Annotated in this window: 4 protein-coding genes; 1 reads left to right on the top strand and 3 read right to left on the bottom strand. The window is 59.3% G+C overall.

Translation table 11 applies throughout. The features are described from left to right. The first annotated feature begins 106 nt into the window (after positions 1–106). On the top strand, positions 107–415 hold the full coding sequence (locus AC5RW2_RS40370; protein ID WP_493986612.1) for a hypothetical protein: 309 nt from the start codon (positions 107–109) through the stop codon (positions 413–415). Positions 416–680: 265 nt separating this feature from the next. On the opposite strand, the gene AC5RW2_RS40365 is transcribed toward AC5RW2_RS40370, so the two are convergent. The 3 genes from AC5RW2_RS40365 to AC5RW2_RS40355 form a co-directional block, all read right to left on the bottom strand. Beyond that, positions 681–1,736 (bottom strand): M20 family metallopeptidase, encoded by a 1,056-nt coding sequence (locus AC5RW2_RS40365; RefSeq protein ID WP_493986611.1) that lies wholly within the window; start codon positions 1,734–1,736, stop codon positions 681–683. A 73-nt stretch (positions 1,737–1,809) separates the two neighbouring features. Then, positions 1,810–2,601, bottom strand: coding sequence for an SDR family oxidoreductase (locus AC5RW2_RS40360; RefSeq protein WP_493986610.1), 792 nt, complete (start codon positions 2,599–2,601; stop codon positions 1,810–1,812). A 329-nt stretch (positions 2,602–2,930) separates the two neighbouring features. Next, entirely contained in the window at positions 2,931–4,289 is a 1,359-nt protein-coding gene (locus tag AC5RW2_RS40355) for an MFS transporter (protein WP_493986609.1), read from the bottom strand. Positions 4,290–5,030 lie beyond the last annotated feature (741 nt).

Below are 5,030 nucleotides of genomic sequence, written 5' to 3'. Positions count from 1 at the left end.
ACCAGCGACAACGGCTTCCCGCTGAAGGCCAGCTACCCCTCCATACAGGAGTACCAGCGCACCGAATAGCCCCGCCGCACCGGCAGAGGAAAGGAGGAGATGGCCCATGCGGCAGCGGATCCGCTGGACCAGAACAACCGAAGCCGCCATAGACATCGACCCGGACACCGTGGCCGCCTGGGCCGCCTGGGCCGCCTCCTCCCCCGCCTACCGCCACCTCGCACCGGGACATACCACCCCCGGCCCCGCATCGACAGCCTCCATCCGGCACATGATGGCCGCCAACGCTCACTTCGCCGCCATGGCCACCACCCAATACGCCATCGCCCACGACCTGCTCAAAACCACCGACGGCGAGCGCGGAGACGATCCGCCGGCCGCCTCCGCGGCCCTCGCGTCTCGTGATGAACCTTAGGGCCTCCATCTTGGCCCGCTGGCCGGGGCAGTAGGGGAATGGCCGGCGGCAGGGGATCGCGCCGGCCGGCAATCCGTAGGAACCGGCCTAGGAGGGAAACCATGATGAAATCCAGAGAAGATTCGTATCTGCGAGGCATCGACCTGGCACAGGCAGCGCTGCACCGGTTGGATCCGGGCCTGGTCAGCAGCCCCACGATGGTTCAGGCCGTTGCCGAGGTTGGCCATCTGGATGATACGAAGGAGGTCTTCCGGGCAGCCGTCGCTTACCTTAGAACCCGCCAAAAATGTTCAATCGCAGTGTCGAGAGAGGACAGATCAAGTGTCTCGTCGATGGCGTGCATCATGGCAGGATCTCCTGGACCCCAGATCACGATGGGGGCATCGGGGAACCGGTCTTGGAGAACCGAACCGTCGGTGAAGTAGGGGACTGCGGGTGCTGGCGAGTAGTCCCGCAATACCGTCGGGGGCTGCCCGGCGCGGACGGGAGCCAGATTGATTAGCTCTGTGATTCGAAGGTCACCCTGGAGGCCGCGGAGCCAGTCGAGAATTCGTTGGGGATCACCTACCGTGCGGAAATCCAGGGATAGCTCTGCATGGTCTGGAACGATATTGGGCACGCTCCCCCCGGAAAGGTAACCGAGGTTGACCGTTTCTCTACCCAAGTACTCATCGGAGGCCGCAGGAAAGGCATCGAGGTTGTCGACTACTCCCCTCACGAGAGTCTTGATGGCGTTGATGCCGGCATGTGGTCGAGAACCGTGGGCGGCTACACCCTGGGCTTCGGCCCTCACCCAAAGAGCCCCACGGTGACCAAGCGAAACCTGGTTGTCGGTGGCCTCAGGAACAATGATCAGCGCGGGGTCTAATTGGGCCAGCTCCTCAGCTGCGACAACAGCTCCTTTACTGCCGATTTCCTCATCCGCCGTCAAGAGGACAGCTACGTCAGCTCCGGCGACGTTCGCGCGAATCAAGGTAACCAGTGCTGCGACCAGGCCACCTTTCATGTCAACGCTCCCCCTGCCGTGGAGTGTCCCTCGTTCGAAATCGATAGCACCGTCAAACGGGTGAGAGGACCAAGTGCCGGCGTTACCGGCTGGCACGGTGTCGGTATGACAGACGAACATCACCGGGGCCGACCCGCTGCCGGTGGTGAGCAACGTCCAGGGATAGTTGTTCCCGCGACTGATGGTGACATCAGAGGTGTGCTGCTCCACAAAGTCGATGCAGAGGCTTTGGAGATGGTGCTGGGCGTCCAGATTTCCAGATTCCGTCTCGAGTTGTACGAGCGTCTGCAGGAAACGTAAGTAGTTGTTCTCCATAGGTCTCACATCCCGGCTTTCATTTCCCGAGTTTCGTCATGACAGCAACCCCTCTTTCGGAGTTGGCACTCAACTATCGAGACAGCCACCCACCATCGATAGTGAGGGCAGCGCCACTGACATAGGCAGCTGCGTTTGACGCAAGGAACACGACTGCTCCTGAAAGATCCTGTGGGCGTCCCCAACTGTTGGCGGGAATACGGCGCAACATGCTTTCCGCCCGCTCAGCGTTCTCCCTGTGAGCAAGGGTGAAGTCGGTTTCCATGTACCCCGGGGCGATGGCATTAACCCTGATGCCATGCGGAGTCCATTCATTGGCCAGCGCTCGAGTGAGGCCAAGCAATCCATGCTTGGAAGCCGCATAAGCAGGAACTTCCACGCCGCCCTGGAACGAGTTGATCGAGGCGATGTTGATGATGCTGGCAGGGGCATCACCAGCCGCGAGAACACCACGAGCAAAAGCTTGGCTGAGAAGGAAAGGAGCAGTAAGGTTCACATCGAGAACTGCTAACCAATCTGATTGTGCCGACTCGATGGCTGGGCCTCTCCGAATAATCCCTGCATTGTTGACCAAGATGGTCGGCTGTGGGAACGCGTCTCGAGCCCACGAGATTAGATGTGCTGCGGTGTCCTGTGTTAGGGCACTGAGATCAGTTACATAAGTGGAGCAGTTAACCCCGCGGTCACGTACCTCCTCAGCTACCTGATCGAGGTCACCGAGCCCAACCGCCAGGATATCGGCCCCGGCCTCCGCAAGTGCGAGAGCCATGGAACGCCCAAGACCGCCTGAAGCCCCAGTCACCAGCGCTGCCTTTCCATCTAATCGGAAGAGCTCCAGGACGGGAGTGCGGGATGTCGTGGTCATAAGTGATATACCTTCGTTTAATCGTTTAATGCTGACTTCGAAATGTGGAAGGCCAGGGCAAACAGGCCCCGCCGGCAAGTCGCAGAACGCGTGTTAATCGCGACCCATGGGACGGGAGAATGTTCTAGCTCGTATCCCCACGTCCGCTTTTCTACATCCGCTTAGCCCTGCAGTGGTGTCAGCCCGAAGTCCAAACCGTCATTGCCTGCATCAGACGGCACGCGGAGCGGTCAAACCTGGCCAGACACCCGCCGCCGTCACTCGCCTGCGGGATTGGAACAGGTGCATGACGGCGGCAAGGCGTCTGACAGGACTTCAGACGGGTCGAACTACACGGCCCTCAGATCCACTCCCTTGGTTTCCGGCAGCAACTTCATTGCAACCAGGGTCAGGAGGCACAGAACGACGACCAAGGCCCCGGACAGCCATGCCAGATCGATCGACACGAACAACTGGTACACGTAGGGTGCGGTGCCGCCAAAACCAGCCACGGACACCGAGTAGGCGAGGCCGATGCTTTGGGTGCGCTGCGACGTCGGGAAGACTTCCGACATGATCGAGGACAGCAGCGAACCCGAAGCAGCCACGATCACCAGAGCAATTGTCGAAGCAACCAGCAGAGTCCACGGCTCCTCAGTGATCATTGCCATGAGGGGAATCTGAAGCACACCCATCGCGATCGCGAAGAAATAGATGACTGGCTTGCGTCCGATACGGTCAGAGAGCCGGCCCCAGAGCGGTAGCGCCACCAAACCTATAACCTGCGCGACGACCGTCACCCAATACGCCCCCTGAATGGACATTCCTTGCTGCGTGATGGCATACGTCGAAACATAAGACGACCAGGTGTAGTGGGCCGCTGTCACACCCGACACCATTCCGATGATCAAGAGGATTGAAACCCACCGGGGACGCGGATTCCGCCCCCCGACACCTTGGCCCGCAACTCCACTTTCCACCGGAGTGGAAATCGCTACAGGCTTCACCGCGACCTCGTCATTCTTCTCATCGAAGACCTCAGATTCGTGCATCCCCCGCCGAAGGTAGAGAGCAAACACCGCACCAAAAGCACCCAAGATGAACGGGATTCGCCATCCCCACTCGGCCACTTGCGATTCCGCAAGAACCAGGGAAATGACGCCTCCCAATACATACGCAATGACCGAACCACCGAAGATTGCGACGAATACGAGGCTTCCCCATTGCCCGCGCTTCTGCCGGGGGGCAATCTCGGGAATATAGCTGTTCGCCGTCGCCGACTCGCCACCATGAGCGAAGCCCTGAATCATCCGGATCAGAAGCAGCCCAATAGACGCACCGAGACCGATGGACTCATACGACGGCATGAGCCCAATTGCCACGGAGGCCAGGGCCATCATGACCATCGTGGTGATCATGACCTTCTTTCTTCCCTTACGGTCCGAGAGCGCTCCGAATACAACGCCGCCCAGCGGGCGCATGAGAAAACCAACCGCAAATACTGCCAACGTTGAAAGAAGAGCCGAGGCGGGATCTGACTGGTTGAACATCGCGGCCGCGATGAATGGAGCGAATACGGCGTAAGAACTCCACTCGTACCATTCCAACAGCTGGCCGATCGTACTGGCACGAAGGGATCTCCGACGCTGCCGGCGGGATATTGAATCCTCGCCTACAACAGGCTCTCTCGCATCTACTGATTGAACCATCAAATTACCCTTCTAATTCAGGTCGAACACATAGCGTGAAGCGTCCACTGCCAAAACGCTCTGACTACGTATTCATATCCGTGCTGCGAATTGGCTAACAAAAACGTCATGATGCCCGAAGTATTGACACATCAGCCCGGATCTCCGTGCCCGGGTTGACTTCGCTCTCCTGTCTATCCGTCATGAAGTTCGCCCCGCCTCCCCGCATCCACGTGCACAGGACGGCTGGACGCATCCCTCTGAAGAGGAAGCGTTGTACTTCGGAACCGATCGCTCACAACCTCGGGCAGGCCGGCCGGTCATTCCGCAAAACTGCACGGGCCGGGTCGACAGCTCGCATGCAGGGCAGTAACGGCTGATCGAGTTTTGAGGCTGGGCATTAGCGGCGACCGCCCACGCTACCCAGGCCTCTTGGCCCGTCAGTGCCGTGAACGTCGTACCAAGTTTTATCGTCTCGACGTGTCGTGTCAAGAATCACTTCAGGGGTTGACGAAACGCCGTGAGTACGATTTCATGAAACGTGAATACGATTTCACCACAGGCGGTGGCCCGGGTGACGCCAAGGAATGAGGTCAGAGTTGATGGACGCAACTGAAACAATCGCGTCGGTAATGAGCGTGGGCGGGCGACCAGCCGGGAGCCGGCGCGAGATCAAGATCATTGACACCACGCTGCGTGATGCGCATCAGAGCATCTGGGCGACGCGCATGCGGACTGAACACATTGAGCAGATGGCTGCGG

The organism is Arthrobacter sp. B0316-1-20 (assembly GCF_059091865.1).
The sequence above is the reverse complement of the archived record's forward strand: the minus strand, read 5'-3'. Positions and strand labels throughout refer to the sequence as shown.